Annotated in this window: 1 protein-coding gene; it reads left to right on the plus strand. The window is 70.3% G+C overall.

Going from position 1 to position 780, the window contains the following annotated elements:
• A partial coding sequence (locus tag ADL05_RS27630; RefSeq protein ID WP_156366082.1) for an AMP-binding protein occupies positions 1-780 on the plus strand: 780 nt, incomplete at both ends.

Consider the following 780-nt stretch of genomic DNA (forward strand, 5'->3'; position numbering starts at 1 on the left):
GACGCACTACCCGACACGGACACACCCGTCCTGGCCCTGGAAGACCACTGGCCACACCTGACCCACCACCCCGACACCCCACCCCACACCGGCCTGACCGACCACGACCTCGCCTACGTCATGTACACGTCGGGGTCGACCGGACGGCCGAAGGGTGTGGCCGTGACCCATGCCGATGTGGCGGCGCTCGCGCTGGACGGCCGCTTCGCGCAGGGCCATGAGCGTGTGCTGCTGCATTCGCCGCAGGCGTTCGACGCATCGACCTACGAGCTGTGGGTGCCGTTGCTCTCCGGGGGCCGGATCGTGGTGGCTCCACCGGAGACGGTGACACCGACTCTGCTGCGGGACTCCGCGGCGGCCCACGGGATCTCGGCCGTGTGGCTGACCGCGGCGCTGTTCCACCTGTTCGCCCAGGAGGACCCCGGATGTCTCAACGGCATCGGCGAAGTGTGGACCGGCGGAGACGCCGTGCAGGCGGGCGCGGTGGCGCGGGTGCGTGCGGCCTGCCCCGATCTCGTGGTGGTGGACGGCTACGGGCCGACGGAGACGACGACGTTCGCCACCACGTACCGGATCGAGCCGCAGGCGGAGGTCCCGCCGACAGTACCGATCGGTCGGCCGTTGGACGACACGCAGGTGTTCGTGCTGGACGACTCCCTGCGGCCGGTTCCCGTCGGTGTCGTGGGTGAGTTGTGCATCGGTGGAGCCGGCCTCGCCCGCGGATACCTCAACCGCCCCGACCTGACCGCCCAGAACTTCATCGCCAACCCCTACGGCCAA

It is taken from the genome of Nocardiopsis sp. NRRL B-16309 (assembly GCF_001279585.1).
Classification (GTDB): domain Bacteria; phylum Actinomycetota; class Actinomycetes; order Streptosporangiales; family Streptosporangiaceae; genus Nocardiopsis.